This window comes from Paenibacillus sp. FSL M7-0896 (assembly GCF_037975415.1).
Classification (GTDB): domain Bacteria; phylum Bacillota; class Bacilli; order Paenibacillales; family Paenibacillaceae; genus Paenibacillus_AQ; species Paenibacillus_AQ silagei.
Genome location: NZ_CP150250.1, coordinates 3861699 through 3886396 on the forward strand (window position 1 = coordinate 3861699; position 24698 = coordinate 3886396).

General features: G+C 53.4%; 20 protein-coding genes. 4 read left to right on the plus strand and 16 right to left on the minus strand.

From position 1 onward, the window contains the following. Positions 1 to 44: 44 nt before the first annotated feature. The 3 genes from MKY12_RS16495 to MKY12_RS16505 form a co-directional block, all read right to left on the minus strand. Positions 45 to 2324, minus strand: coding sequence for a DNA topoisomerase 3 (locus MKY12_RS16495; protein WP_339248878.1), 2280 nt, complete (start codon positions 2322 to 2324; stop codon positions 45 to 47). Between the two features lie 103 nt (positions 2325 to 2427). Continuing rightward, positions 2428 to 2841 (minus strand): hypothetical protein, encoded by a 414-nt coding sequence (locus MKY12_RS16500; RefSeq protein WP_339248879.1) that lies wholly within the window; start codon positions 2839 to 2841, stop codon positions 2428 to 2430. A gap of 66 nt (positions 2842 to 2907) precedes the next feature. Beyond that, a complete protein-coding gene (locus MKY12_RS16505) occupies positions 2908 to 4638 on the minus strand; it encodes a proline--tRNA ligase (protein ID WP_339248880.1) in 1731 nt (576 codons plus the stop codon). A 523-nt stretch (positions 4639 to 5161) separates the two neighbouring features. On the opposite strand from MKY12_RS16505, the gene MKY12_RS16510 reads away from it, so the two are divergent. Beyond that, a complete protein-coding gene (locus MKY12_RS16510; RefSeq protein ID WP_339248882.1) occupies positions 5162 to 7162 on the plus strand; it encodes a methyl-accepting chemotaxis protein in 2001 nt (666 codons plus the stop codon). A 115-nt stretch (positions 7163 to 7277) separates the two neighbouring features. Here MKY12_RS16510 and MKY12_RS16515 read toward each other — a convergent pair whose 3' ends face one another. The 7 genes from MKY12_RS16515 to pdhA form a co-directional block, all read right to left on the minus strand. After that, complete coding sequence (locus MKY12_RS16515; RefSeq protein WP_339248884.1) at positions 7278 to 8765, minus strand: glutamate synthase subunit beta; 1488 nt, start codon at positions 8763 to 8765, stop codon at positions 7278 to 7280. Positions 8766 to 8921: 156 nt separating this feature from the next. Further along, positions 8922 to 9413: a dihydrofolate reductase gene (locus tag MKY12_RS16520; RefSeq protein ID WP_339309993.1), complete on the minus strand. Its 492-nt coding sequence runs from the start codon at positions 9411 to 9413 to the stop codon at positions 8922 to 8924. Continuing rightward, a complete protein-coding gene (gene thyA, locus MKY12_RS16525; protein WP_339309995.1) occupies positions 9410 to 10204 on the minus strand; it encodes a thymidylate synthase in 795 nt (264 codons plus the stop codon). The genes MKY12_RS16520 and thyA overlap by 4 nt, the downstream gene beginning before the upstream one ends. A 243-nt stretch (positions 10205 to 10447) precedes the next feature. Further along, entirely contained in the window at positions 10448 to 11860 is a 1413-nt protein-coding gene (gene lpdA, locus MKY12_RS16530; protein ID WP_076079331.1) for a dihydrolipoyl dehydrogenase, read from the minus strand. A 3-nt stretch (positions 11861 to 11863) separates the two neighbouring features. Next, complete coding sequence (locus tag MKY12_RS16535) at positions 11864 to 13519, minus strand: 2-oxo acid dehydrogenase subunit E2 (RefSeq protein ID WP_339309997.1); 1656 nt, start codon at positions 13517 to 13519, stop codon at positions 11864 to 11866. Positions 13520 to 13625: 106 nt separating this feature from the next. Beyond that, positions 13626 to 14603 carry an alpha-ketoacid dehydrogenase subunit beta gene (locus MKY12_RS16540; RefSeq protein ID WP_036726449.1) on the minus strand — a complete coding sequence of 326 codons (978 nt, stop codon included), beginning with the start codon at positions 14601 to 14603 and terminating at the stop codon, positions 13626 to 13628. 15 nt (positions 14604 to 14618) lie between these two features. Further along, a complete protein-coding gene (gene pdhA, locus MKY12_RS16545) occupies positions 14619 to 15686 on the minus strand; it encodes a pyruvate dehydrogenase (acetyl-transferring) E1 component subunit alpha (protein ID WP_036726447.1) in 1068 nt (355 codons plus the stop codon). A 265-nt stretch (positions 15687 to 15951) separates the two neighbouring features. Between pdhA and MKY12_RS16550 the strand changes: the two genes are divergently transcribed. Then, entirely contained in the window at positions 15952 to 16683 is a 732-nt protein-coding gene (locus MKY12_RS16550; RefSeq protein WP_076079333.1) for an alpha/beta hydrolase-fold protein, read from the plus strand. A gap of 213 nt (positions 16684 to 16896) precedes the next feature. On the opposite strand, the gene MKY12_RS16555 is transcribed toward MKY12_RS16550, so the two are convergent. Further along, positions 16897 to 17358 carry a low molecular weight protein-tyrosine-phosphatase gene (locus MKY12_RS16555; RefSeq protein WP_036726628.1) on the minus strand — a complete coding sequence of 154 codons (462 nt, stop codon included), beginning with the start codon at positions 17356 to 17358 and terminating at the stop codon, positions 16897 to 16899. A 166-nt stretch (positions 17359 to 17524) separates the two neighbouring features. Here MKY12_RS16555 and MKY12_RS16560 point away from each other — a divergent pair, with 166 nt between their 5' ends. Together MKY12_RS16560 and MKY12_RS16565 are read left to right on the plus strand one after the other, a co-directional pair. Beyond that, the gene (locus tag MKY12_RS16560; RefSeq protein ID WP_036726443.1) at positions 17525 to 18166 is read left to right on the plus strand and encodes a thiamine diphosphokinase; all 642 of its coding nucleotides are present in this window, start codon (positions 17525 to 17527) and stop codon (positions 18164 to 18166) included. A gap of 281 nt (positions 18167 to 18447) precedes the next feature. Next, on the plus strand, positions 18448 to 19002 hold the full coding sequence (locus MKY12_RS16565; RefSeq protein ID WP_209873661.1) for a C40 family peptidase: 555 nt from the start codon (positions 18448 to 18450) through the stop codon (positions 19000 to 19002). Positions 19003 to 19076: 74 nt separating this feature from the next. Here MKY12_RS16565 and MKY12_RS16570 read toward each other — a convergent pair whose 3' ends face one another. From MKY12_RS16570 to MKY12_RS16590, 5 genes are all read right to left on the minus strand, one after another. Next, positions 19077 to 19835, minus strand: a complete 759-nt coding sequence (locus MKY12_RS16570) for a winged helix-turn-helix domain-containing protein (protein ID WP_339309998.1) — start codon at positions 19833 to 19835, stop codon at positions 19077 to 19079. A gap of 112 nt (positions 19836 to 19947) precedes the next feature. Next, positions 19948 to 20250, minus strand: coding sequence for a Dabb family protein (locus MKY12_RS16575; protein ID WP_036726439.1), 303 nt, complete (start codon positions 20248 to 20250; stop codon positions 19948 to 19950). Positions 20251 to 20265: 15 nt separating this feature from the next. Continuing rightward, positions 20266 to 21333 (minus strand): ThiF family adenylyltransferase, encoded by a 1068-nt coding sequence (locus MKY12_RS16580; protein WP_339309999.1) that lies wholly within the window; start codon positions 21331 to 21333, stop codon positions 20266 to 20268. 79 nt (positions 21334 to 21412) lie between these two features. Further along, entirely contained in the window at positions 21413 to 22972 is a 1560-nt protein-coding gene (locus tag MKY12_RS16585; protein WP_339310000.1) for an ABC-F family ATP-binding cassette domain-containing protein, read from the minus strand. A 145-nt stretch (positions 22973 to 23117) separates the two neighbouring features. Then, positions 23118 to 24644: a serine/threonine-protein kinase gene (locus MKY12_RS16590; protein ID WP_339310001.1), complete on the minus strand. Its 1527-nt coding sequence runs from the start codon at positions 24642 to 24644 to the stop codon at positions 23118 to 23120. Positions 24645 to 24698: the final 54 nt, after the last annotated feature.

Below are 24698 nucleotides of genomic sequence, written 5' to 3' on the forward strand. Positions count from 1 at the left end.
CCCCGCCATGAAAATCTGGCCGGGGCGCTTTTGATATTCAGGAATTATGATTCCACGGCCAGCTGGCCGGTATCCATATTCTGCAGCACCAGCTTGCCTTCAAGCGGCGCGCCGTCCTCACCGGTCAGCTTCAGCTTCCCGGTCCGGCCCTTCTCAATCAGGGCCTTCACCTGGGTGTCGGTGAGCGTGCGCCCGTGATTCTCCTTCCAGATCACGAAGCCGCAGCCCTCCTTATAATGGGAGCAGCCGTAGCCCTTGCGGCCCATGAAGATCATGCCGCCGCAGCCTGGACGCGGGCAGGAGCCGATAACCTTCGGCCCGGCATCCCCGCTCTTCCCGGCAGCGGCAGACGCCGCGCTGCGCGGTTTGGCCGCCGCTGGCTTGCGCTCAGCCGCTTTGGAGTCGGCAGTCTTGCGCGGCGCAGCAGCCGAACTGCGGCCCTTGCCGCCGCTGTTCAGCGAAGGCGTATCCCCTTCGAAGGAGGTCTTAGCGGCGCGCGACTGCACGCGGACCTTGTCCACAATCATCGAAGCGAACCGCTTCACATTCTCCATGAACTGCCCGTCCGCTGCGGTCCCGCGGGCAATTTCATTGAGGCGGCGCTCCCACTGCCCGGTCATTTCCGGGGAGGTCAGCAGCTCCACACCTGCTCCGCGGATCAGTTCAACCGCCGTCCGCCCCTTTTGGGTGATGGCGATCTTTTTCCCCTGCATCTCCACATAGCCGACATTCTTCAGCCGTTCAATCGTAGCGGCCCGGGTCGCCGGAGTGCCCAGCCCCGAATCCTTCATGGCATCGCGCAGCTCTTCATCCTCAATCTGCTTGCCTGCGCTCTCCATCGCCTTCAGCAAGGTTCCTTCCGTGTAAGCTTTTGGAGGCTGGGTATCCTTCTCCTTCACAACCGCATCGCTGCAGATCACTTCACCCTCTGCTTGAACCGAGAACGGCTCGTTCACCTCAAGCTCTTCTTCCTCCTCGTCTTCCTTGCCTTTGCCCTTGGCCGGTCTAGACTTGTCCTTCTTCTGGTCTGCGTAGATCACCTTCCAGCCGAGGCTCAGCAGCTCCTTGACCGTAGTCTTGAACTTCTCGGCTTCCACTTCCGTCATCACCGTATGCACCTTATATTCCGCTGCCGGATAGAACTGGGAGAGGAAGCGGCGGACGATCAGATCATAGAGCTTGGCCTCGTCCGTGCTTAGACCGTTCGCCTTGCGGTTCGTTGGCAGAATCGCATGGTGATCCTCCACTTTGGACGGATTACAAATAAACTTGTTGCCTTTATGGACCAGGTTACGGTTCGCACCCTTCACCCAATCGTCGTACTGCGTGCCTTGAAGGGCCGACAGCGTCTTGTGCATTTCAGGAATATTCTGCTCCGTAACATAGTTGGAGTTGGTACGCGGGTACGAGATTACCTTATGCTTCTCATACAGCGCCTGGGCGATATCCAGTGTTTTTTTGGCGGAAAAGGCATATTTCCCGTTCGCCTCGCGCTGCAGCAGCGTCAGATCGTACAGCTTGTTCGGATATTCCTTGGTCTCTTTGACCTCATAGAGAACAATCCGGGCAGGCTTGCCCTTGACCTTGGCCGCAAGTGCCTCTGCCTTCGCACCATCCGTTAACCGGTCACCCTGCCACATGCCCTTATACGTCAGCTCATTCTGGGTGAAATGCCCTTCCACCTCAAAAAACTTCAGCGAGGAGAACGCTTCAATGGTCTTCTGACGGTCATAGATCAGCGCCAGCACCGGGGTCTGTACCCGGCCTACAGAGAGCAGCACATTATGCTTGGTGGTAAAAGCGCGCGAGCCGTTCATCCCGATCAGCCAGTCCGCCTCGCTGCGCGCCCGGGCAGCCTTGGTCAGATTCTCATATTCCGACCCGTCCTTCAGCTCCTGGAAGCCCTTGCGGATCGTCTCCGGCGTCAGGTCGGAGATCCACAGCCGCTTCACCGGCTGGTTCAGCTCCAGGTAACGCTGGATCAATGAGAAAATATGCTGGCCCTCACGCCCGGCATCGCAGGAGTTCACCAGCAGATCGCTGCGCTTCGCCAGCTCCCCGATCACCTTCAGCTGGTCCATGGTGCGTGCATTGGGCAGCAGCTTGAACTCCTCGGGAATGATCGGCAGGTCATTAATGTTCCATTTTTTATATTTATTGTCGTAGGCTTCGGGCTCTGCCAGGCCAATCAGATGCCCAATCGCCCAGGTGATAATGTACTGCTCCCCTTCCAGATAGGAACGGTAGTTTTTGGCCTTCGGTTCTATTGCGGCGGCGATATTCCGCCCCATGTCCGGTTTCTCCGCAATAATGAGTGTCTTCAACAATAATCGCTCCTTACCCTCGGTTCATTACAAAAGTTGTCCAGTAGTCTATTATACCATTCCTGGACCCCAAAATCCGCTGCTCATTATTGAGGCCTGCCGCTTAAGGGCGAAATATCGCCATCAGAATGAGCAGCGCCCCGATGATCAGGCTGAACAGCTCAAGTACATCTCCCCGGGACCAGTGCTTGCGGAAAAATACGATTGCAGGCTGGGCAAGCCCCGCTATCAGATACAGAACAGCCAGCAGCAGACCAAAGGAAAGTATGGTGAAGACAGGCGCATTACTCTGCGGCCCCCCGATGAAGGTAATCAACACAATTAGCACGGTCAGAAGATACAGAATACACCGGAAGAAGATAATCCACGGCCCGGACTTTACGGGAACAGATTCAACCGGGACTTGCTGTTCCCTGGCCCGCTCTTCCAGTAGGCGGCGAATCTCTTCGGGATGCTCGTTACGCATTTTCTGCATTTGTCTGGCATTGTCAAGCCTGTGTCTTAGACGTCCAAACATGCTTTTTCCTCCTCTCCAGGGCGAAGGCTTTATGCGGTATTTCCCCTATTTTACCAAATCCTCAATTCAAGCAAAAGTAGTATCCGGTGCGGACTGCATACCGCTTACGCGCAGCACGGCCTCGCCCATATCGATTACTTCCTTGTTACCCGTTCTCCGGTCCATGTATTCAATCCTTTGCTCTGCGGCCAGCTTGCCGACCACCAGCGCAACCGGTATGCCGATCAGTCCGGCATCCTTGAATTTGACCCCGGCCCGCTCATCGCGGTCGTCCAGCAGGGTATCGATGCCCAAGGCGGTCAGCCGTGCATACAGGGCTTCAGCCAGCTCACGCTGCGCTGTATCTTTGACCGACATCAGCAGAATATGAACCGCATACGGAGCTAGGCCCTGCGGCCAGATCAGCCCCTGGTCATCGTTGTTCTGCTCAGCCACTGCGGCCAGCAAGCGGGAGATTCCGATGCCGTAGCAGCCCATTACCATAGGCCGGGTGCGGCCGTCTGCATCCAAATAATCTGCCCCCAGCTTTTCACTGTAGACCGTGCCCAGCTTGAAGACATGCCCTACCTCGATGCCCTGCTGGAAATCCAGCTCCCCTTTGCCGCATTGCGGACAGCAGTCGCCGGCAACCACATTACGGAAATCCCCCACCTGCGTCAGCGGAAAGTCCCGGCCGGGCACCACTCCACGCAGATGGTAATCCTCTTCCCCCGCGCCTGTGACTGCTTCTGTCATGGCTGCAACAGCAGCATCCACCAGGATAGGCACAGACAATCCGGCAGGACCGACATAACCGCTTCCGGTTCCGGCAGCCTCCTGCACATGCATGGCATCAGCCAGCGTAATGTCACCGCAGCCGAGGTACTTTTGCACCTTCAGCTCATTCACCTCATGATCTCCACGGACCAGCACAGCAACTGTCTTGCCTCCGCCCGTGTAGATTAAGGTCTTGATGATCTCCTGCGGTCTGAGCTGACTCTCCTGCTCCAGCTGCTGAATAGTTTTCTGGGCAGACGTATGGAATCGCTCAGGGGCAGGGCGTCCGGCAAAATCTTGTCTATCCGGTTCGGCTCCGCTCCGCACTTCCGCCTGCTCCAGATTCGCAGCATATCCGCACAGGGAGCACACAGCTATCGTATCCTCACCTATATCTGACAGGGCCATGAATTCATGATTCTGGCCTTTGCCGCCAATCGCTCCGGCATTCGCCTGCACCGCCCGGTACTTCAGGCCGCAGCGGTCAAAGATCCGCTCATAAGCGCTGTACATCACCTGATAGGCCAGATCCAGGCCCTCCCAATCCGTATCAAACGAATAGGCATCCTTCATCAGGAATTCCCTGCCCCGCAGAAGCCCTGAGCGCGGACGACGTTCATCCCGGAACTTCGTCTGAATCTGATAGACAGTCACCGGCAGCCGCCGGTAAGAGCTGATCTCTGCGCGCATTAGCGCTGTAACCACTTCCTCATGGGTCGGACCCAGCACAAACTCACGGTCGTGACGGTCCTGGAGCTTCATCAGCTCTTTGCCGTACACCTCATAGCGTTCCGATTCTCTCCAGAGCTCTGCGGGCTGCATTGAAGGCATAAGAACCTCCTGCGCACCGGCGGACTCCATCTCCTGGCGCACGATCTGCTCCATCCTGCGCAGCACCCGCCGTCCGAGCGGCAAATAGGTGTATACCCCGGCGGCCACCTGCCTGATATATCCGGCACGCAGCAGCAGCTGGTGGCTCCTTGTCTCTGCTTCCGCAGGAGCTTCGCGCAGAGTGGTAACTAATAGATTGGTTTGACGCATACAGATCAGCCTCTTTCGTCGAAAAGTGTGTCCAGCTCCAGAACATTTCGCTGCCATAATGAGAACGCAAAAAAGACGCATCCGTCAGGGACGAATGCGCCGTGTTACCACCCTGTTTCAACCCCAAGACTATCCAAGCCTGCGGTCCTCTAATCCGGATAACGGCCGGTTCCGGCAGACTTATGCCCATCTTCAGCATAAGCTGCAGCTTCCAAGGCAGGATTGGTGTCTTACGCACTAGGGGGATCTTTCAGCCGGTGAATCCCCTCTCTGCTTACGGCGTTTACGGATACCAGGTCCTTGGTCAACGCTGTTACGTTATAAATGTTGGTTCTTAATCTATACGATATTCGAGGCCGCGTCAAGCGGGCGATGAATAGATTGTGAATGCAATTAAATATTTTACACCAAATCCTCAAGATATGAAAAGAATGTGTCGATAAACCGAATATGAGTTGAGGTATTTAGAGAGAAACGGCTAGCTACCAGCCGATTTCCATGTACCAGAGGGGGAACCGTTCCAATGTTCAAGTCAGTCAACCGCTTCACCGGCAAGCTCAGATCGCGATCACTGCAAAGACAAATGATGATGCTTTTCACCATTATGCTGGTGATCCCGATCCTCTTGGTCAGTTATTCCTCCTATTCCAGTGCGAAACGGGAATTGGAGCTTAAAATGCAGAAAGCCACGCATTCCAGTGTCGATCTGGTCGCCGGGACCATCCAAGCATATGTATCCGCTGCTATGCGGAATGTAGATTTGCTCAGCCGCCAGATTGAGTCTTCCGGGCTCGATGTGAAGGCTCCCGCAACACGCACACTCATCGATCAGTTCATGAAGGCACATCCTGAGCTTGAGATTCTTACGGCGGGCAACGAACAAGGTGCCTGGATGAAGGCTCCGGACCCCGGCAAACAGGATTATGATCCGCGTACACGGGACTGGTATAAGGCGTCCATGCAGAATGCCGGTACCACTACAATCATTGATCCTTTTGTCTCCGCAACAACCGGCAATTATACGCTGTTCATCTCCCATTCGCTGGAGGATGGCAAAGGAGTTGTGACCACAAGCCTCAATCTCAAGGCAATGAGTGAAAGAATCCATACTACCCATCCGGGTGAAACCGGCTACTTCTACATTGTGGACCGTAATAATAAATTCGTCTCTTATCCCGGCAAAGCAGCAGGTGAGGATGTAGCAGATTATATAGTGAAAATGCTGGCAAACGACAGCGGGGACCTGCACTATACCAATCCGGACACGGAGATGGACATGCAGGGTTATTATACAACCGATCCGAACACCGGCTTCAAAATTGTCGGCATTCTGCCTACCCAAGAATTCTCGGATGCCTCACAGCCCATTATCTATACCGGACTTATGGTTCTGGCCGTTGCCCTGCTTGTCGCCTTAACCCTGATGTACCTGATTGTCCGCTCCATCACGAAGCCGATCCGCAGCCTGAACCGTTCTGCACAGCGGGTAAGCGAAGGCTATCTGAATGAGCAGATTCAGATGAACCGGGTGGATGAGATCGGTCAGCTGGCACAGAATTACAACCTCATGGTAGGCTCTCTGCGCGGCATCGTATCGGATATTTCGGACACCTCGGGACAACTCGCAGCCTCCAGCCAGCAATTGAATGCAACCACCGAAGAGAACTCCAGAGCCACCGCTTACGTGGCTGAACTGGTGCAGGATTCTTCCGAGGGTGCGCAGACACAGACCTCGGCCATGGCAGAGACCTCGCGCGCGATGGAGGAAATGTCCTCCGGTATTCAAAGGATCGCCGAAGCCGCCGCCTCCATCGTCGATTCTTCCGCAAGCACTGAAGCAGATGTGCGCAGCGGCAGCCGGAAGATGGAACAGGTCAGCCAGCAAATGGATGCCATCCGGACCTCTACCCACCACTCTTCGCAGCTGATCGGGCAATTAAACGGCTTGAACGATGAGGTGTCCGCGATGAGCAGTGCAATTTCGGCGATCGCCGTACAGACGAATCTCCTGTCGCTGAACGCCGGCATTGAAGCGGCCCGGGCCGGAGAGCAGGGCCGGGGCTTCGCCGTCGTGGCTGCTGAGGTGCGGAAGCTGGCCGATCAATCGAAGAATACCGCCGGAGATATTCAAGATACCCTCCAGCAGATGACCCGGTTGATCGACCAGACCTATGAAGCGATCCGGCATACCGTCGCAGCTGATGTTGAGCTGGGTATTCAGGTTACCGCCGAAGCCAAGGAATCCTTCAACAGCATTGAACAGTCTACAGCCAAAATCAACAGCCAGCTGCATGACATCTCGGCTATTACCGAGCAGATGTCAGCGGGAGCGCAGGAGGTCGCCGCTTCCGTACACGAAATCTCCAGTATTTCCCGATCCACCTCAGACGCCTTCCAGAGTGTAACGGCAGCTACAGAAGAACAGCTAGCTTCCATGGAAGAGATCTCCGCCTCCTCTACGGAGCTGTCCAGGATGGCGGGCGATCTGCAGCTTAAGATTGAACGGTTCAAGCTGGAAGACTAGCCCCCGTAATCATGTGAGCGGTGAAGGCCATTCAATAATATAGCAGCATAATAAGAGCATAATAAAAAGCCGTCTCTCAGCAATGCTGAAGGACGGCTTTTTGGTACATATAGGGTTAAGCAAGCACAGTCGAACCCATCAGGTATTTATCCACTTCACGCGCTGCTTCACGTCCCTCGTTGATAGCCCAGACGACCAGACTCTGTCCGCGGCGCATATCTCCGGCTGCGAATACTTTATCCACGTTCGTGTTAAATTTGCCATAACGGGCCTTCACATTGGTACGGCGGTCCGTATCCAGCTTAAGCTCCTCAATGATATCCTGCTCCGGTCCGTCGAAGCCAATCGCAATCAGCGCCAGCTGGGCCGGATAGACAGCCTCGGTGCCCGGAACCGGCTGGTAGATCTTCCGTCCTGTCTCGTCCACCGTCCGGCGGATCTGCACCGTGTGCAGCTCCTTGAGGTTGCCTTCTTCATCGCCGACGAACTTCGTCGTCATGATAGAGAATTCACGCGGGTCTTCACCGAAGACCGCTTTGGCTTCCTGCTGGGCATAATCCAGGGTGTAGACATTCGGGAACTGCGGCCAAGGGTTGGCAATCGGATCACGCGTAAGCGGCGCTTTGTCATGTGTGCCGAACTGGGTGATGCTGTTGCAGCCATGCCGCAAGGAAGTCGCTACACAGTCGGAGCCGGTGTCGCCCCCGCCCAGCACGATTACGTCCTTGCCTGCGGCGGATACATAGTTGCCATCCTCCAGATTGGAATTCAGATAGCTCTTGATCGTGCCGTTCAAGTAATCCATGGCGTACATTACACCCTTGAGATCATTGCCTTCCACATTGAAGCGTCTCGCTTTGGTAGCTCCGCCGCAGAGGACAACGGCATCATATTCATCCACCAGCTGCTGCGCCGGAATGTCTTTGCCAATCTCAGTGTTAACCACGAACTCGATACCTTCTGCAGCCAGCAGATCGACACGGCGCTGTACGACACGTTTGTCCAGCTTCATCGTCGGGATGCCGTACATCAGAAGTCCGCCGATACGGTCACTACGCTCAAAGACCGTTACCGTGTGACCCGCCTTGTTCAGCTGGGCGGCTGCGGCCAGTCCTGCCGGACCGGAGCCGACAATGGCGATCCGTTTGCCTGTACGCTTCTCCGGCGGACTTGGGACTACCCAGCCCTCTTCAAAGCCCTTGTCCACAATGGCCAGCTCGATCGTCTTAATCGTAACAGGCTGTCCAATCAGACCGACGGTACAGGAGCCCTCGCAGGGTGCAGGACAGATGCTGCCGGTGAATTCAGGGAAGTTATTGGTCTTGTGCAGGCGCTCCAGCGCTTCCTTCCACAAGCCACGGTAGACCAGGTTATTCCACTCCGGAATCAGGTTATGCACGGGACAGCCTGAAGTACCGCCGCTCATATCCATGCCGGTGTGGCAATACGGTGTGCCGCAATCCATACAACGGGCACCCTGGGTCCGAAGCTCGTCCTCGGTCAGATGCTCGTGGAATTCTTCCCAATCCTTCACGCGCTGCTCGGGATCCCGGTCCCCTGGGAGCTGGCGCTTATACTCCATAAATCCAGTAGGTGTAGACATATATACGTTTCCCCCATCCGTTCTCTTCGTGTTGATGTATAGTACACCATTTCTAATTTTAATTATATTAGCATTCAATACTTTCGCACTGTAATGGACTAATCTGCTGATTATTTGTACTATTTCACATCTTGTGTCAGAGAAAACGCTTCATTGTCACTCCTTGCGGTCGTACACCATAAAACGATAATCATACGGATTCTGCTCATTCTTGAGTCCCGGTGTATTTGAAACTTCCTTCCACTGGCTCCAGTCTACCTCAGGGAATCTCGTATCGCCTTCAATCTCCGCCTCTATCCGTGTAACACGCAGCTTGTCGGCATACGGCAGCATCAGGCTATAGATCTCGGCTCCGCCGATCACCATCAGCTCATCCTCTTTGCGCCCCTCAGCCAGCGCCTCAGCCAGCGTATGGATGACCTCAGCCCCTTCGGGTGCGAAGCTCTTATCGCGGGTCAGAATCAGGCTGGTACGGCCCTTCAGCGGCTTGCTGCCCAGCGACTCCCAGGTTTTTCGGCCCATCAGCATCCGCTTGCCGAGTGTCTCAGCTTTGAAATAAGCGAAATCCAGCGGCAAATGCCAGGGCATATCATTATTTTTGCCAATTACGCCATTTGAGGCCATCGCCCATATCATGGTAATGCTCATATAGCAACCGGTGCCTTGATTCCCGGATGATAGACATAGTCGGTAAATTCAAAATCCTCAAAGGTATAATCAAAAATACTGTCCGGTACTCTGCGGATGTTAAGCTTCGGCAGCGCATAAGGCTCCCGTGTAAGCTGTGTAGCCACTTGTTCCATATGATTTGTATATATATGCACATCTCCGCCGGACCAGATGAAGTCTCCGACCTCAAGCCCCGTCTGCTGCGCCACCATATGGGTAAGCAGCGCGTAGCTGGCAATGTTGAACGGAAGCCCAAGGAACGTATCCACCGAACGCATCGTAAGCATGCAGGAGAGCTTGCCGCCCGCTACATAGAACTGAAATACGAAATGGCAGGGCGGAAGCTTCATCTGCTCGATCTCGCCTACATTCCACGCACTGACGATATGTCGCCGTGAATCGGGATTATGCTTAATTGACTCAATCACATTCGCAATCTGATCGATATGCTGCCCGTCCTTACTCTCCCACGCCCGCCACTGCGAACCGTATACCGGTCCCAGCTCCCCGTTCTCATCGGCCCATTCATCCCAGATCGAGACGCCATTCTCCTTCAGATACGTTGTATTGGTATCCCCTTTGAGGAACCATAGAAGCTCATGTACCACCGACTTCAGATGAATGCGCTTGGTGGTCATCAGCGGGAAGCCCTTCGACAGATCGAAGCGGAGCTGACGCCCGAAGACGGACACTGTGCCTGTACCTGTCCGGTCGCTCTTAGCTGTACCGTTGTCGAGAATATCCTGTAGTAAATCCAAGTAATTACGCAAGCCGTATCACACCCCACTCTCTTTTTTCTTCTATCAGTTTACCATGAGCTGACGGTCGTTGTAACTTCCCTAATGATAAAAAAACGCAAAAAAACAAACATTTCTCTACCCGGATTGGGCGGACTGCCAGCTATTTCCGAACGTTCACGACAGTGGCCTCAGTCAAAAGAGGATGTTCCCTGACCATCTGCATGGCTTCGGGAACATCCTCTTGTGTTCTTACCGCATAAGCTTAAGCGGTTATTATTTCATTACGTGGATCGGGTGGCCTTCTACCAGCTCAGCTGCTTCCATAACGATCTCGCCAAGGGTTGGATGCGCATGGATGGTCAGTGCGATATCTTCAAGCGTTGCGCCCATTTCAATCGCCAGACCCAGCTCAGCGATCAGGTTGGAAGCTTCGATACCGACGATTTGTGCGCCGAGCACCTGATTGTTGTCGCTCTTCGCTACAATCTTGATGAAGCCTTCAGGAGCATTCAGGGACACGGCACGGCCGTTGCCTGCGAACGGGAACTTGCCGGCCTTAACCGCATAGCCCTTATCCTTAGCTTCCTTCTCGGTCAGACCTACGCTGGAGCATTCAGGATCTGTGAAGACTACAGCCGGCATTACCTTGTAATCTACAACCGATTTGTGTCCGGCAATGGCTTCCGCAGCAATCTTACCTTCGTAAGATGCTTTGTGCGCCAGGGCAAGACCCGGAACGATATCGCCGATTGCGAAAATGTTAGGAATATTAGTCCGTCCCTGATGGTCTACCTTCACCAGACCGCGGTCATCCAGCTCAACGCCGATCAGATCCAGGCCCAGCTCTCCGTCAGTATTCGGACGGCGTCCTACGGTTACCAGCAGGTATTCAGCAGTCACTTCTTTGGACTCTCCGCCTACGGAGTACTTTACAGTAACTTCCTTGTCGTTCTGAACCGCAGATTCGGCTTTGGCATTAGTCACAATTTCAATGCCGGTCTTAGCCATATTCTTGGCAACCAGACGGGTCATGTCTTTGTCGAAGCCAGGCAGAACGGTATCCAGACCTTCAATGATGGTAACCTTGGTGCCGAATTTGGAATACATCTGACCCAGCTCCGCACCAATGTAGCCGCCGCCGATAACGATCATGCTCTTAGGAATTTCAGGCAGATCCAGCGCTTCCGTGGAGGACAGGATGCGTCCGCCGAACGGGAATGGCTTCAGTTCAATCGGACGGGAGCCCGTTGCAATAATGCAGTTATTGAACTTGTAACGCGGGGATTCATGATCATTGAACAGACGGGCTTCGTTTGTGCTGATGAACATAGCTTCTCCGCTGAATACTTCGATCTTGTTGCCCTTCATCAGGCTGGTAACGCCGGAAGTCATTTTCTTGACTACGCCGTTCTTGAAGGCCTGAGTCTTAGACCAGTCAACCTTAACGTTCTCGGCAGTAACACCGAATACTTCACCGTGCTGGGCAGCCTCGAATTGATGAGCGGCCGAGATCAGGGCCTTGGAAGGAATACAGCCGCGGTTCAAGCACACGCCGCCGAGTTCCGATTTATCTACAATGATGACCTTTTGGCCGAGCTGGGCGGCACGAATTGCCGCCACATACCCGCCGGGACCTGCACCAATTACCAATGTGTCGATTTCGATTGAAGCGTCTCCGACTACCATTAATTACACCTCCATAACTAACATATCAGGATTTGCAAGCAGGGTCTTAATGTAATTCATGAAATTCTGTGCTGTTGCGCCGTCAATAATCCGGTGGTCAAAGCTCAGGGACAGAGCCATTACAGGTGCTGCTACGATTTCGCCATTCTTCACAACAGGCTTCTCAGTGATACGTCCGGTTCCGAGAATAGCAACTTCAGGGAAGTTGATGATCGGAGTGAAGAACATACCGCCGGCAGAGCCGATATTGCTGATCGAGATCGTGCTGCCCTTCATTTCATTCGGAGCCAGCTTGCCGTCGCGTCCGCGTACAGCCAGATCTGTAATCGCGCTTGCGATCATCCAGATGCTCTTGCGGTCAGCGTCCTTGATGACAGGAACGATCAGGCCGTTGTCTGTATCCGTAGCGATACCGATGTTGTAGTACTTCTTGTAGACAATTTCATTCGTAGCTTCGTCAATCATGGCGTTAAGCGCAGGGAACTGACGGGAAGCGGCCACGAGTGCCTTCACGATGAACGGAAGATAAGTAACCTTAACGCCCTTCTTCTCGGCAACAGGCTTCATACGGGCGCGGAAGGCTACAAGCTCCGTAACATCCACTTCGTCCATGATGGTAACATGTGGTGCAGTGTAAGCCGATTTAACCATAGCATTGGCAATCGCTTTACGGATACCCTTGAATGGTACACGTTCTTCTTCCAGACTTGCATTTCCAGAAGAGGAAGCTGCTGGTGCAGCTGCTGCCTTAGCTTTTGGCGCTTCTGCTGCTGCTGGTGCAGATGCTGCTGGAGCCGATGCCGCCGGGGCTGTAGAACCGCCCTTCAGGAAGGCTTCCACATCTTCCAGGGTGATCTTGCCGTTCTTGCCGGAGCCATTCACCTTGGAGATATCTACGCTCTTATCACGGGCATACTTGCGCACGCTTGGTGTTGCCAACACTTCACGGTCAGGGGCTGGAGCTGCCGCCGCTGCCGGAGCAGTACTTTGGGAAGGAGCTGCTGCCTGGGCACCGGATGCTTCAGCATGGCCGCCCTCCTCGTGAGGAACATCACCTTCTGCAGCAATGATCGCCACAACTTCACCTACACGGCAGATCTGGCCGTCTTTGGTGAACACTTCGACTACAGTACCGTTGACTGGAGAAGGAACTTCCACAACTGCTTTATCATTCTGAACTTCCATAATGATATCGTCGTCAGTGATTTTGTCTCCAACCTTGATGTGCATCTTGATGATTTCCCCTTCATGCAGGCCTTCGCCCAGTTCAGGGAACTTGTATTCGAAGTTCGTTGCTCCGCCAGTAGCCGGGCTGCTGGTTGCCGGAGAAGAAGTAGTATCCGCTCCGCCCTTGGCTGCATCAGCTTCCTGGGAAGCCTGCTCTGCCGGATGGCCGCCCTCTTGCTCAGGGATGTCGCCTTCTGCATCAATAATGGCTACAACTTCCCCTACACGGCATACTTGTCCGTCCTTGGTGAAGACTTCAAGCACTGTGCCGTTGACCGGACAAGGAACCTCTACTACCGCCTTGTCGTTCTGAACTTCCATTACGATATCGTCATCGGTTACTTTGTCGCCGGCTTTGATATGCATTTTGATAATTTCGCCTTCATGCAGACCTTCGCCCAGCTCAGGGAACCGGTACTCAAATTTTGCCACCTTGATAACCTCCTATAAATTATGTTGAGTTATTCCAACAGTCCTGTTTGATAGAAGACAGAAACGGCTGCCGCCCTTTATACAAGGACGGCAAGGTCGTTACTTCCTAGAATTCCATGACTTTCTTAACTGCCGTGATGACACGTGCAGGGGTAGGAATCCAAGTATCTTCGATTTGAGCAAACGGGAAAATTGTATCTGGACCTGCCACACGAAGCACAGGGGCTTCCAGGTGCAGCAGAGCTTTTTCGTTAATCTGGGCAATAACCTCAGCGGCTACGCCGGAGCTCTTCTGAGCTTCTTGTACAACAATCGCGCGGTTAGTCTTCTTGATGGAAGCCACAATGGTGTCGATATCAATCGGGCTAACGGTACGAAGGTCGATAATTTCGACTTTGATGCCTTCTTTTTCGAGCTGGTCGGCCGCTTTGGTCGCTGTATGTACCATTAGGCCGTAGGTAATGATAGATACATCCGTACCTTCACGTACTACATTCGCTTTGCCGAGTTCAACGGTATACTCGCCTTCAGGCACTTCTGCCCGGAAAGCATGGTACAGGTTCAAGTGCTCCATGAAGAATACAGGGTCATTGTCGCGGATCGAAGCGATCAGCAGTCCCTTCGCATCATAAGGATTAGAAGGAATAACTACCTTGATCCCAGGACTCTGGGCGATCAGACCTTCCAGGGAATCGGTATGCAGCTCGGCTGCCTTAACGCCGCCGCCGAATGGAGTGCGGAAGACTACAGGAGCATTGTACTTGCCCCCGGAACGCCAGCGCAGGCGCGCTGCCTGAATAACGATCTGATCCAGAGCTTCAAAAATGAAGCCTACGAACTGGATCTCAGCGATCGGGCGGAAGCCCTGCACGCCAAGACCGAAAGCCAAACCGCCAATGGCAGACTCTGCCAGCGGTGTATCGAAGACGCGCTCCTCGCCAAATTCCTTCTGCAGCCCTTCCGTTACACGGAATACGCCGCCTACATTACCAACGTCTTCTCCGAAGATAAGAACATTGGGGTCACGAGTCAGTTCAACGCGCATTGCGTCACGAATTGCTTCTTTCATATTCATCTGTGCCATTGCCTGATATCCCCCTTATTCAAAATCGGCTTTTTGTTCTTCAAGATGTTTCGGAGTTACCTCGAACATGCTGTCGATCAAGCCGGGAATGGTCATTTTTTCGGTCTGTTCTGCTTTCTTAATCTGCTCGTTGACAGTAGCTTTCGCTTCTTCTCTTACGCGCAGAGTGTCCTCTTCAGTCCAGAGGCCTTTCTTCTCCAGGTACTTGGCAAGACGGGCAATCGGATCTTTCTCATTCCATTGGCCTTCTTCTTCCTTCGTACGGTACTTACTGGCATCATCGGAGAGGGAATGCGGACGGAAACGGTAGGTTACCGCTTCGATCAGTGTGGCGCCTTCGCCTTTGCGGGCACGTTCAGCAGCCTGCTGTACAGCAGAGATTACTGCAAAGACGTCCATACCGTCGATCTTGATTCCGGGAATCCCTGCGGCAACTGCCTTGTGGGCGATGGATTTCGCTGCTGTCTGCTTCGAGAACGGAGTGGTGATGGCATAGCCGTTGTTCTGAACGAAGAAGATCACCGGCAGCTTGTATACTCCTGCATAGTTAAGGCCTTCGTAGAAGTCGCCTTCCGACGAACCGCCGTCACCGGTATATGTGATTGCAACGTTCTGCTGTTTCTTCAATTTGAAGCCCATAGCAATACCGGTAGCATGAAGAATCTGTGCTCCGATAATGATCTGCGGCATAAGTACATTAACGCCATCAGGAATCTGTCCGCCATGCTGATGTCCGCGGGAATACAGGAATGCCTGATATAATGGAAGGCCATGCCATACGAGCTGTGGAATATCGCGGTAGCCCGGGCAGACGAAATCTTCCTTCTGCAAAGCGTACTCACTGCCGATCATTGTAGCTTCCTGACCGGATACCGGTGCATAGAAGCCGAGACGGCCTTGACGGCCCAGGTTGACAGCACGGTCATCCCAGGTACGGGTAAATACCATACGGTACATAATTTCTTTCAATTGATCATCGGTAAGGTTAGGCATCATTTCCTTGTTGATAATTTCTCCATCCGGGGAAAGAACCGTAAGGGCTTCAACGTCCTCTGTATACACTTCATAAGGAACTCTAGTCATTATCTTCACCTCAATAAAAAAATTTGAATATCAGTGGTCTCTGTTATAGAATTATTATACACCTGTTGTATCTGTTTCGTCAAAGAAATACGCATAAAATTTATGTTTCCATAAATTTTGTATGTATAACAGGCATTTAAATATCCTATAACAGATCGAAGGATATTTATCAAGTAAATGATATATCCCACATTTGCCGCTTGGTTAATTTTAACGCAACACTAAGTCTTAAGCAAAATCCGACATGAAAGGTGACGATTTGACAATGAGCGAACCTGTTTTTCTGAAACGTACAATTGTAAAACAAACACTGTGGAGCGAACACCTGCAGGAAGAGCGCAAGCTGCGTATCTATCTTCCCCCCGGATATAATGAAGTACTCAGCTATCCCGTCGTCTACTGCCAGGACGGTGAAGAATTCTTCAACTTCGGCCGGATTGCCACCTTGGCTGGTCAGCTGATTCTGGAGCAGGATGTGGAACCCTTCATTATAGTGGGCGTCGAAGTGAACGTGGCAGTCCGCACCGCTGAATATGCTCCGTTCGGCAGCCGCTTCAAGCAGTACCTTGCATGCTTCGCCGAAGAGATTATTCCCTTCATTGAACATAATTATCCTGTCCGGCGCACACCGGAGGAGCGGATCGTAGCCGGTGATTCCCTGGGCGGCAGTGTCTCCCTCCACCTGGCGCTGGCGTATCCGGGATTATTCAGCCGTGTGCTCAGCCTCTCCGGCGCCTACTATCCCGAGACCCGCGAGCTGTTATCACAAGAGGAAGATCTCTCCTGGCTTCAGATCAACATGGTTGTAGGGCTTCAAGAGCGCGACTACAAGACCGATACCGGCGTCTATGATTTCGTGGAGATGAACCGGGAGACCAAGGCCATGCTTGAAGCCAAGGGAGCCACGGTGTCCTACCGCGAGAAGGACGGCCAGCATCTTTGGGGTTTTTGGCAAAAAGAGCTCCCGGAATCATTACTCTATTTCTTCAGCTCCTGAAACAGCAAATAGAACCCCAAAAGTGAACATCTTACGAACTTATGTATGCAGTACGATTGACTGCGCTTTCATCACGAATCGGACATACGGTGCCGTTCCTTAAATCATAAGGACGGCAACCGGTCCGGCTGTAGCACTATGCCTGCCAAGTGGAAGCGGCTTTGCCGTCCTTTTAAAGGACGGTACCGTTTCAGCGAGAAATAGAAGGATAATTTATTTCTCCTGAATAATCCGTTCCAGCAGCACATCACAACCGGCGTTGATTAAATCATAGACCTGCTCGAAATTACCGGTGAAATACGGGTCAGGCACTTCACGCAGCTCCTCATCCGGCAACAGATCCATGAAGAACAACAGCTTGGACTGCTCACCGCCGGGAATTTTGCGCACATTCTCCCCGTTGGACTTGTCCATGCAGATGATATATTCGAATCTCTCGAAATCCTCACTGGCTACCAGCCTTGCTCTCATATGCTCATAGCTGATGCCATGCAGATCAAGGATACGCCTTGTCCCTTCATGTGGCGCTTTCCCGATATGCCAGTCTCCCGTTCCTGCAGAATCCACTGTAATCTGATCCGTAAGCTGACGCTGTTCAATCTTGCTGCGCAGCACAGCCTCCGCCATCGGCGAACGGCAAATATTCCCCAGACATACAAACAACACGTTAACGATCCCTCTCACCTCCTGCGCTCAAGCATTCCTTATCATCCGTAATGGATGGGTGCGGTCAGACGCACTAACCCTATTTTAGCGTCAGCGCGGCAATTGTACAACTTTTGAAACTGCTATATACTGTTCAGGATGATGAACTTAATTGAACAACAAGGAGGGGGAGCTATTGCCATCCGGGCGTATTGTAATTGTTGCAGGCGGTGAACTGACCGCGGAATGCCTGCGCTTATTAGATGAAGAGGATTATATTATCGGTGCTGACCGGGGAGCGCTGTTCCTGATTGATCATGGCTTCACCCCCCAGCTTGCCGTTGGTGATTTCGATTCTGTCTCTCCTGAGGCACTGGAGCGGATTCAGGCGGGAAGCAAGAAGACTATAAGCTGTGATCCGGTCAACAAAGACCTTACCGACAGTGAAATGGCCCTGGATCTTGCCCTGAACCTCCAGCCGCAGTCTATTCTGATGATCGGGGTAACGGGTACGCGCATGGACCATACGCTGGCCAGCATTCAAATGATGACAAGAGCACTGCAACGGCAGGTAGCCTGCTCTATTATGGATGCGAACAACTACATTACACTTACCGGCTCTCAGGCGGTTGTAGAGGAACGGGGGTATTCCTATGTCTCCTTGCTGCCTCTGACTCCCGAGGTAACAGGCATCACCCTTCAGGGCTTCCAATATCCTCTGGAGAACGCCACCCTCAAGTTAGGGCAATCCCTGGCCGTGAGCAATGTGCTGCTGGAGCAGAGCGGAACCGTTCATATTGAGAGCGGACTTCTGCTAATTATTCAGAGCAAGGACTGAATACATAGATTTTTGGAGACATCGCTGTAACCTTTGTTTCAAAATCGTAAAGCCGGGAATCCCTTTGTGCATCAAGGGTTTCCCGGCTTTTTTCGGCGAACTCACTACGAAAATATTAATATTTTGTAACTTTTAATGTGATTTTAATAAAACGCTTACATTGCATATCCCGCCTGCATTTAGCCCATCTCTTCCATAATTTAGGCCTGTCATAACCTGCTATACTACGAATCAGACGAACGAAACTACTAGAATTCATTACAACCTTGGAGGTATACAACATGAATAAACAACACTGGTTCAAGCAAGCAATGACAATTGGTCTGTGCACAACAATCGGGTTCAGCGCCTTACTCGCAACCGGAGCAGGAACAGCCCCTGCTGCCGCTTCAGCTGTATCCGCTGATGCTGTATCTGCGGATTCTGTAAGTGCCGATTCTGTATCCGCATCTTCCACTGGCTCCAAAGTGGTCAGCTTCGGTAAAAAGTATCTGGGTACGCGTTACCAGTTCGGTGCCTCCACTTCAACTACACGTTATTTTGACTGCTCCTCCTTTACTCAATATATTTTCAAAAAATATGGTGTAGATCTGCCCCGTACGTCCGTTGCCCAATCTAAAGTGGGTAAATCGGTCAGCAAGGCCAATCTGCGTGTCGGCGATCTGGTGTTCTTCTCCAGCGGAAGCCGGGCCAATGGCAAGAACGTCACCCATGTGGCTGTATATGCCGGCAATGGCAAGATCCTTCACACTTACGGCTCACCCGGCGTGACCATTTCAGATCTGAATTCGGGTAACTGGAAAAAAACCTACCTGAAATCACGCCGCGTACTGTAACAGCCAGAAGATCTATTATAGCTTGTACCAAGAGAGTACATGTCTATTAGCCGGAGAGCTGCTTGCAGCGGCCGTCAGCTTGTGGCCCCGCTCTCCGGTGTCCGCAGTACATATCCGGTTCCACGCACCGTATGAATCAGTTTATTCCGGCGGCCTTTATCCACCTTCAGTCGCAGATGCCGGATGTACACATCCACCACATTGGTATCCGCTTGAAAATGATACCCCCATACCTGCTGCAATATTTCAGCACGGGGACAGACTTCACCCAGATTCTCTGCCAGATAATACAGCAGGTCGAATTCCTTGGGGGTCATCTTCAGCTCGGCTCCATCCCGGATGACCTGCCGGCGTCCGCGATCGAGGAGCAATCCGTCCACCTTAAGCAGCGAGGCCGCATCTCTACGGCGGCCTGTCAGCTTAAGCAGATTCAATATTCTGTGTTTGAACTCACCGGTATGTACAGGCTTCTCCATGTATTCGTTGCCTCCGGCATCGAATACGGAGACAGCCGCTTCCCCTTTCACTCCAGGCGCCCCTCCGGATATGACCATCACCGGCAGAACCATCCCCTCCTTCCGCGCCTCCGAGACAGCTTCCCAGCCCGCCCAGCCTCCGGGTTCCTCCAGCTCCGCGAGCAGAAGCACAGGCTCACCGCCTGAGAGCAATAAGCGAAGACTATCCAGGTCTTCGCTTATTGCTGTTCTTATACCAAGGCTATGGATGGCCTCCTCAAGCCCGATATGGCCGGCAGCCCTATCCTCTCTGTCTGAATCAGCTTCAAGGCTATCCGGGCGCGGACCGGGTATATACCATGCTATCTTTTCATTCACCGGGATAGTCCCCCTGTACCAGTCTTGCACCGGCTGTGCCGCCGCAGATGATACCTAGAATTCCCGCAAAACAAAGAGACCATTCGGGGGAATGGTCTCTTTTCGGCACTAATTATAGTACGAAATCGATCTCCTGGAATGCGGCCACCTGGGTGTCCCAGCGCTCTGCCACAAAAGCCTGATGCGCCGGATGATTATTGTAGGCATCATAAGCCGCCTGATCGGCGAACTCCATCGAGAAGCCGAACTGGTGCTCACACTTGGCGCTGACCTGACGCAGCACCTCGAAATTCTCCACCACCGGAATAGCGCTAAGAATCTCAGCACCATCCCGCAGGAAAGCTCTGGTCTCCTCCGAATCCGGGGCAGATTTCAGTGTAAATACAGCCATATGACGGATGGTTCCCTTGTTCATTACGTTTCTCCTCCATTATCCGAAATACCGGTGATAATAGCTGCGGGCGGCAGCGATATCACTGGTTCCATGTATTAAGGCTCTCCCGTCTGCGAACACAACCATCCGGTACGGCTCCTCTGTAAAAGAAACCAGATACGGATTGCTCTCCACCTTGCCGCTGCTAAGCCTGGACAGGCGGGCGGCCGTCTCCTCCAGATCAAGACTTCTGCGGTGTGCCGGACGGATCTGCACCGTATCCCTGCCGCACAGCACATCACTGCGCTCTGTGTTAGAGGCTGACAGATACGGATAGTTCCGTGATTCACCGCATGAGGGACAGTCCGACTTCTTCGCCATCTGAACCCCAATCTCCTGCTGCTCATTACGCCAGATATCGAAGGTGAGCAGCTTGCCGCGCAGCTTGTCCTTGAATCCGCCGAGCAGCTTCAGCGCCTCAGCCGTTCCATTCGTGGTAACCATCTGCACCGCTTGCGGAAGAATGCCCGCCGTGTCGCAGGTATCCCCACCGAGCGGGATAGTGCCCAGCAGACAATTCAGACAGGGGGTTTCACCCGGCAGAATCGTATACGTAATGCCGTAACTTCCGACACAGGCTCCGTAGATCCAGGGGATGCCGTGCTTTTGCGCCAGGTCGTTAATGATCAGCCGGGTATCGAAGTTATCGGTCCCGTCCATAATCAGATCTACGCCGGGAAGCAGACTCTCCAGCTCCTCTGCACGCACATCGAGCACATGGGCTTCAATCACAATCTCCGAATTGACCGCCATCAGCCGGGTACGGGCTGCAGCCGCCTTGGGCGTCCGCACACGGGCGTCTTCTTCCGTATACAACTGCTGGCGCTGCAGGTTGCTCCATTCCACATAGTCACGGTCAACAAGGATAAGCCGCCCTACCCCGCAGCGGGCCAATGTCTCGGCGATGCCTGTTCCCAGTGCCCCCATGCCAACGACCAGCACACACGAACGTGCCAGCCCCTGCTGTCCTGCTGCGCCGAACGGCGCGAAGCGGACCTGTCTTGAATATCTGCCGTCCCTGCCGGCCAAAGAAGCTGGAAGCGGCGTGTTTTGATCAGGACCCATCTCTGAAAAGCCCCCTATGTACGTAGGTTTTTGGTAAAAAACCGGGAAAAGCGCAAACCTCCACTTTTCCCGGACTCCATTAGTATACGGTCTGCGCGGACCACTGCTCCACATTCCAGACCTTCGTCACCCAATCCTCGTAAAATTCCGGTTCATGAGACACCAGCAGAATCGTTCCCTTGTATTCCATAAGCGCCCGCTTAAGCTCAGCCTTGGCTACAATATCAAGGTGATTCGTAGGCTCATCGAACAGAATCCAGTTGCTCTCACGCATCATCAGCTTGCACAGGCGGACCTTAGCCTGCTCGCCGCCGCTCAGCATGTTCATCGGACGGGTGATATGCTCGTTTTTGAGACCACAGCGGGCCAGATGGCCACGCACTTCATTCTGGGTCAGACCGGAGAATTCATTCCATACGTCTTCAATCGGCGTGATATTCTCCGCCTTCAGCTCCTGCTGGAAATAGGCAGAACTCAGATAATCACCAAGGTAGGTTTTTCCGCTGTACGTAGGGATGACACCCAGGATCGTTTTGAGCAGCGTCGATTTGCCGACCCCGTTGTAGCCGACAATCGCAATCTTTTCACCGCGTTCAATCATCATATTCAGCTTGCTTGGCAGCAGCGGACTGTCATACCCGATCTCGAAATCAACGCCCTCGAACACCGTCTTTCCGCTGGCCCGGCTCTCCTTGAACTGGAACGTAGGCTTCATCGCCTCTTCCGGCTTGTCAATCCGCTCCATCCGTCCAAGCTGCTTCTCGCGGCTCTTGGCCCGGCCTGAGGTGGAGGCACGCGCTTTGTTGCGCTGAATGAAGTCCTCCTGCTTTTTGATGAAATCCTGCTGCTTCTCGTACGCATCAATATGCTGGGCCTTGTTCATCCCCGCCATCTCCAGGAACTTCTCGTAATTGGCCGTATAGCGGGTCAGCTTCGAGAACTCCAGATGATAGATCACATCGACCACTTTGTTCATGAATTCCGTATCATGGGAGATCAGCATGAACGCATACGGATATTGCTTCAGATAATTCGTCAGCCAGTCAATATGCTCCACATCGAGATAGTTGGTAGGCTCATCGAGCAGCAGTACATTCGGTTTCTCCAGCAGCAGCTTCGCCAGCAGAACCTTGGTCCGCTGTCCCCCGCTCAGGGAAGTGACATCCCGGTCCAGACCGATCGCCGTCAGGCCCAGTCCGTTCGCCATTTCTTCAACCTTCACATCGATGAGGTAAAAGTCGCCGATATCGAGCTGCTCCTGAATGTCGCCCATCTGCTCAAGCAGCAGGTCCAGCTCCTCGGGCGTCGCCTCCCCCATTCGATCGGTAATCGCCAGCATCTCATGCTCCAGCTCCAGCAGCGGCAGGAAGGCATCTTTAAGCACATCGCGCACGGTTTTACCGGCGGTAAGCAGGGTATGCTGATCCAGATATCCGTAACGGACCCGCGGCGTCCATTCCACCTTACCGTTGTCCTTCAATAATTTGCCGGTCAAAATATTCATCAGCGTCGATTTGCCCACGCCGTTCGCACCCACGATTCCCACATGCTCTCCATCCAGCAGACGGAAGGACACATCCTTGAACAACACCCGGTCCCCGAAATTATGGGAAACGTCTTCTACACTAAGTAAACTCATAAATTCTCTGCAAGCTCCATTCTATATTGTAAATACCAAGAGGTTCAATAATTATAGATATCGCTCCATTCTAGCACACCTGCACCCTGCACTGAAATAGAAATAAAGCCCGATTTCTGAAAAACTGTCAAAAAGCTCTGAGCGTTCAGCTCTTTTTCTGAAACAATCTAATATTCTTTGCAGGAAAACGTGCACCCTTAAGCGGACCAATCAGCCCCCTAATGGCCTGAACCAGCTTCCCTTTACTCTGAAAAGGGTCCTGCTGAAGCGGCAGGCTGTATACGCTGGCAGGTTCAAGCAGGGAAGCCAGCAGTGATACGGTAGGCTCCCCGGCCAGCGGCAGACAGATCCGCCATTCCGGCCGGGGAATCAGACCTCTGCGGCGCAGCCAGTGCAGGGTATCCTCCAGCCGCCAATCCGCACCCGAGGCAATCAATAACGGGAATCTGCTGCCGGTGAACACCTCCAGCGCCCCCTCCCCGCCGCCGGTTCCAAGATCCAGGACGATATAAGCATAGGCTTGATCCTGCAGGTGCGTAAGTCCTTCCGAAGGGGGAAGCTTCCAGTAGTCTACCCCCATCCAGGTGAACGGCTGCTCCTGTGTCCCCTGAACACCGCTTATTTCAGGACCTCCCGCCATTTCCTTCATGCGGTTAAATACCTGCGAACCGTGATTACAATCTACCCATGCCGTCCGTCCTGAGGGCGACAGGCAGCGGCTGACAGCAAGCGAGGTATGTGTGGTCCCAATTCCGGGGGACACCCCTAATACGGCCACCACCGCAGTAGACTGCTGCGCTTGCTTGTCCTCCGCAGCCTTGAGCATGTTCGTTCGCTCACGCTCATGTCTGGCTTCCCCCGCACCGCCAATCTCCAGCTGCTGGAGAGCCGCCCTTACCTCCTCAGCACTGCCATAGCGTTCCTCCGGGTGATGCCGCAGCAACCGCCGTATGACCGGAATCATCCGGCCCGGGAGCTGACCCTGCAGCTTCCGCTCCATCCCGGGCTGCCAGGCGCTGAACTCCCCGCGGGAAGCCATATACAGCAGCAGCGCACCAAGCCCGTACAGGTCCGATACCGGGCTGCTTTGCCCGCCGCCGTATTGCTCCGGGGCCGCGAATCCGGCTGTTCCTAGCTTCTCCGTATCCTCACCGGAGCCGCCCCTCAGCCTGCGCGCAATCCCGAAGTCAATGAGCTTCAACTCATGCTCTCCAGTCAGCATGATATTGGAAGGCTTGAGATCCCGGTAGATAATTGGCGGCTCATGGCTGTGCAAATAATGCAGTACCTCCAGCAGCTGCCGCGCATAGCTGAGGATTCGCTCTCCCGTCATTGCAGCGGGATGCTCTGCCATATACTGATGCAGGGTGATGCCCTCGATATAATTCATCACCAGGTAGGTGTAGCCGTCAGCGTCCGGCGGAAAGAAATCCGCAATCTGCGGGAGCAGCGGATGACGTAGCGAGATTAACAGCTCCGCTTCCGCCTGAATGGCGCCCGCACCATAACTCCCCTCCCGGATGACGCTCTCTTTAATGGCCCGCAGCATACCCGGCAGCCGTACATCCTCCGCGAGATATACCCGGCTCATTCCGCCTGTTCCTATCAGCCCGGTTACATAATAACGCCCTCCCAGAATCTGTCTGGGACTTAACTTTCCTGTGAATTCCATCTCTTCCCCGCCTGTTCATATAGAATGTTGTATAACGCAAAAAAAAGCCCCCAC

Coding starts and splice junctions, on each gene's coding strand:
- MKY12_RS16500 (WP_339248879.1), bottom strand. CDS start 2,841: ATGTTTGGACGTCTAAGACACAGGCTTGACAATGCCAGACAAATGCAG.
- MKY12_RS16505 (WP_339248880.1), bottom strand. CDS start 4,638: ATGCGTCAAACCAATCTATTAGTTACCACTCTGCGCGAAGCTCCTGCG.
- MKY12_RS16510 (WP_339248882.1), top strand. CDS start 5,162: ATGTTCAAGTCAGTCAACCGCTTCACCGGCAAGCTCAGATCGCGATCA.
- MKY12_RS16515 (WP_339248884.1), bottom strand. CDS start 8,765: ATGTCTACACCTACTGGATTTATGGAGTATAAGCGCCAGCTCCCAGGG.
- MKY12_RS16520 (WP_339309993.1), bottom strand. CDS start 9,413: ATGAGCATTACCATGATATGGGCGATGGCCTCAAATGGCGTAATTGGC.
- lpdA (WP_076079331.1), bottom strand. CDS start 11,860: ATGGTAGTCGGAGACGCTTCAATCGAAATCGACACATTGGTAATTGGT.
- MKY12_RS16540 (WP_036726449.1), bottom strand. CDS start 14,603: ATGGCACAGATGAATATGAAAGAAGCAATTCGTGACGCAATGCGCGTT.
- pdhA (WP_036726447.1), bottom strand. CDS start 15,686: ATGACTAGAGTTCCTTATGAAGTGTATACAGAGGACGTTGAAGCCCTT.
- MKY12_RS16550 (WP_076079333.1), top strand. CDS start 15,952: ATGAGCGAACCTGTTTTTCTGAAACGTACAATTGTAAAACAAACACTG.
- MKY12_RS16565 (WP_209873661.1), top strand. CDS start 18,448: ATGAATAAACAACACTGGTTCAAGCAAGCAATGACAATTGGTCTGTGC.
- MKY12_RS16575 (WP_036726439.1), bottom strand. CDS start 20,250: ATGAACAAGGGAACCATCCGTCATATGGCTGTATTTACACTGAAATCT.
- MKY12_RS16580 (WP_339309999.1), bottom strand. CDS start 21,333: ATGGGTCCTGATCAAAACACGCCGCTTCCAGCTTCTTTGGCCGGCAGG.
- MKY12_RS16585 (WP_339310000.1), bottom strand. CDS start 22,972: ATGAGTTTACTTAGTGTAGAAGACGTTTCCCATAATTTCGGGGACCGG.
- MKY12_RS16590 (WP_339310001.1), bottom strand. CDS start 24,644: ATGGAATTCACAGGAAAGTTAAGTCCCAGACAGATTCTGGGAGGGCGT.